The following is a 3,878-nucleotide window of genomic DNA, read 5'->3' on the forward strand; positions in this document are numbered from 1 at the left end:
AATGTGTCTCTTAGTTTTATCCCCTTTTTTGTCTCATAGGCTCTGAACCGCTACACACATGGATCGATCGTGTGCCCAGCAGCTTATCGATCACTTCCGGGATGAAGGTTGTTTTTGAGTGTGAGTTTCCCATGTACACCACATCGACAGAATTCTGCGACAGGGACTGGTAGAAATATGGCCAGAAATTGCCGTTCTTCTCATGGCTGGTCTCTTTTGGGATAAAACTGAGCGCTTGAATGAGGATGCACAATATCCCCGCGAATATAAGAAACCTGATCCAGGGATTCTGTACGTTATTGGTGGGCATATCCAATAATTATAATAACGAAATACGTGCTTACGCTGAGTAGGAGGGAAAAATTAGGCAGATGAGTTCATCCTCTCAAGCCCAACAGCAAATCAGATTCCATCAATTGCTATCTGGTAAAAAGAACACCATCCAGGTTGGGCTGCCAGTTGTTTGTCTGCACGCGGTCTGCCATTTCCGCTGCGCATGCAATCGGCACGCTTTTTGCGGTCAGTTCGCCTGCCAGGCGTCCTTCGAATCCCCAACTCATCGCCTCGGCTTCCCAGTTTCTCGGTTCCGTGTTGGCGGGATGCCCCCCAAAGCCGTTTTCAGCGGATGCGCTCGGGTGTACTTCCGCCTGGATATACGCCAGGTCGCAGTTCAAACGCGTCCACAAACCCGCGTTTTTATGGAAGCCGTCATACGCCTGGCGGATATGCGGCTTATCTGGTGCCGTCTGTACGTGGTCAAAAGCCGCGAAGACCAGCATCACACGCAGTTCGGGCAGCTTTTCGCCGATCAGAGCGTAATTACGGATCGTCTCGCGGTACGGCCAAAATGCGGCGGTTTCTTCCGGGGTGGCAACATCCTCCGGCCAGCTTTGGGCGCTGAATACCCCGTTATCCCACAGGGCTTGTGTGAGAGGATGTGAGAACCATCGTTTTCCGTTAATATTGGGTCCTTTATCATCCAACACATAATCCTGCTTGCCTGGGACGAGGAATATCGGCCGGCCTTCGGGATAGGAGTTATTCTGCACCCAGCTCAGGTGTGTGTAATCCACAGCGATTGAAGTCGGTGTATATCCATCCGGGTCATAATAGAGGTTGTAAATCGGCCGGAGGTTTTGGTTGAAGTGCCCGATCTCGAGCGGATACATCTCCGCCATGGTGGGATTCTCACGCCCGACGAAGTATTTTAGTTCCGGGAAAGTTTCGCCATAATACGCCATCACATTCGTGGCCACCACGCCGGCATGAGAGGATGCAAACATCCCCACGTTCTCATACAGGGGCTTGATGGTGATCAGGTCAGCCAGGGTTTTTCCCTTGACATCCGCTATTTTTCCCAGCGCGAATTGGATCGTGTCCCGCAGTGCAGCCAGGCTGTCCGGGCCGCCGAAGTCATACACCCCCTCGGATCGCATTCCACTATCCGGGTCAGTCTTTCCCGGCCACAGGTGTGTGATCACCATTGCGCCGGTGCTGACCGGATTGAACTCCAGGTGGAACGGCGTTGCGGCGCTATTATATTTCTCCACGAACCAGGTGGAGGCGACCACGATAATTGGAGCGCTCTCCCCATAGCGCGGCTGTTGGGGCACATCGATTCGGACGGCGATCTTTCCGTTTTCCGGCGAGTGTATCTCCGTATAGGAAATTTCTCCAGGTTTGGCGCGTTCAATACTTTCTACCTGTTTCATTCCATCGATGGGTACCGTTGCAGTTGGTGTGCTGCCAATGTCAACCAGGGTGCAGCCCATCAAAATTTCAACAATGACCAATGAATAGGATAGCCAAACTGGCGATCTCTTCAATTTTCCCTTTCTCCTCGATAAATTGCTTCACATTCATTATGGCCTTGAAACTCAGCGTCTCCCTACCATGGGCAGGCAGTTTCCACCGAAGTGGCAGCATCCCGCTGCTGCATGCAGGTAAAGGTCAGCGACACCTGCGCGTGGTCGCGCTCATCCGGGCTGGGATTCATATCCGCGCTGTAGGTCTTTCGGTATTTCGAATCGCCAACGTGATCGGCAGCCGATAAAAACACCGACAGGTCGTGGTAATCACCGCCCAGCGCCGCGCCCCAGTCAATGCGCAGCAGCGTCGTCTCGCGCTCATAGGTGGTCCCGCTGTCGCATTCCCAGGTTGCAATCTCCACCGGGTTGCTGGTAAAGGTCATCGTGATCTCTCCCCCGGCGGCAGCCCCCTCAACCTGGAAACCAAACGGTTTCGCCTGCATGGATTTCGGTTCGCAGACCCGCTGCCCGTCTGACCAGGCAGACGCCTGCTGGTAAGTGCCTCCGCCCTTTGTTCTCGGTGTGAACACCCAGCCCTCTCCCTGCGGGATCAGATTGACCTGCTGCATGGCAGTCGCTTCAAGGTCGTAGCCGAACCAGTATTTTGGCGGCGGGCATGTGAAATCACCGCCATCAATATGATCCACACCCCAGGGTTCCACGCCGCAGTCGCCCACGCCCTCATCCCGCGTTACCGCGATCTCCACATACACCTCGGCGAAAACATCGTCTGTCTGCCCCTCATCCCTGGCATCCGCTTCCGCTTCATCCTGGCTCTCCGTTCCCTCTTGCGCATCGCTGCTTTCGCCGCCTGCTCCTTGTGAGAGGGTGCAGTCCTCCGGGCAGTTCTTCCCATTCTCAGGCCCGTCGCATACCCCGTCCCCGCATTTCTTCTCCGAAGGTGCTGCGCACGCAGACAGAACAATCATTATTACAACCAGTAAAATCGTTGTTTTTTTCATACCAGCCTCCTATCACATCCATGATCGCTTAAAAATAATGTTAAACCGAAATTCCACGTCTGATATATTTAACCAACATTTTCACCCCAGAAGGGTGATGGGGGTGGCTGAACTCACTTAAATTTATCATAATATTCTCCATTGTACATCATGCTTAGCGATCCATTACACAAAATCGGATGTTGTAAATGATTTTTCTCGGTCGGACTTAAATACAAATAACGGGTTGAGACAAAAAAAGTTTTTTCAGGAAAGGCTTTGTTCATACATCTCTCGATACGGATATTTTTCAGAAAGCTTCATGATCACGCTTCTGGCCGTTCGGATGATCTTCCCTGCAAGGAAGATATATTTCAAGCGGAAAGTTTTGATTTGCTGACGGTATTCCGTTCCCTTTGCGAAGTCCATCTTGAACAACAAAAACAAATTGTAAGCCAGCATCATCAATTGAAAGATGGCCTCGTTTGCCCAAAAGGATTGAAGCAGAAGGTGCCCAACGGCCATATCATACTTTGGCTTCTTTGATGTAATTTTCGGCATTGCCGCGTTTTTCGTAAGCAATGACCACTTTTTCTGAAGGCAGTTCGGTATTGGTCACAAAGTAGAAGTATTCGTAATCGCTGCCTTCCAGAAAAGATAGTTGCGACCTGTCTTTTTCTGGTTTTAATACGCGGGATACGACAAATCTTCTATCCTTGTCCCAGGTGCCCAGTTTCGTAACAAGCTCAGTTGTTTCACGGCCTTCCTTACCTTCAGTGAACGAAACGGATGGATCGGTCACTTGAGAAGCGAGGGTTTGGATACTCTTTGCCCTTGATCAAATACTTGCAACCGGTGCATTCTATGGTTTCAATAATATCGTCATCAAAATACCCGCTGTCCATGCGGAACAGGATTTCCAAATCATCGGTTTTAATATGGGCACCGATTTCTTTGATCATTTCAGCCGCGCCGTTTGCTGTGTATGTGTTGCCACTTCTCACAAACCCAGTGATGTATGCCTTTAATTCATCGCAGAAGGCAAATTGGATGTTGTAACAGTTGTTCCCGGGCTTTTTTGGATTGTATCCTTTGACCGCACCTTCCTGGTGGCCTTCAACGTTGACCA

Annotated in this window: 2 protein-coding genes and 1 pseudogene; all 3 read right to left on the reverse strand. The window is 50.9% G+C overall.

Annotation, left to right across the window (positions count from 1 at the left end):
• Positions 1 to 419 precede the first annotated feature (419 nt).
• A complete protein-coding gene (locus tag AC3DOM_RS16430; protein ID WP_487920120.1) occupies positions 420 to 1,826 on the reverse strand; it encodes a hypothetical protein in 1,407 nt (468 codons plus the stop codon).
• A 62-nt stretch (positions 1,827 to 1,888) separates the two neighbouring features.
• Complete coding sequence (locus tag AC3DOM_RS16435; protein WP_487920121.1) at positions 1,889 to 2,770, reverse strand: hypothetical protein; 882 nt, start codon at positions 2,768 to 2,770, stop codon at positions 1,889 to 1,891.
• 246 nt (positions 2,771 to 3,016) lie between these two features.
• Positions 3,017 to 3,878 (reverse strand): annotated as a pseudogene (locus AC3DOM_RS16440) (IS1380 family transposase); the annotation flags it as partial.

The sequence above is a fragment of the Candidatus Desulfolinea nitratireducens genome (genome assembly GCF_982879505.1).

Excerpts from the sequence above, each read along its gene's own strand:
- AC3DOM_RS16435 (WP_487920121.1), bottom strand. The coding sequence starts at position 2,770 with ATGAAAAAAACAACGATTTTACTGGTTGTAATAATGATTGTTCTGTCT.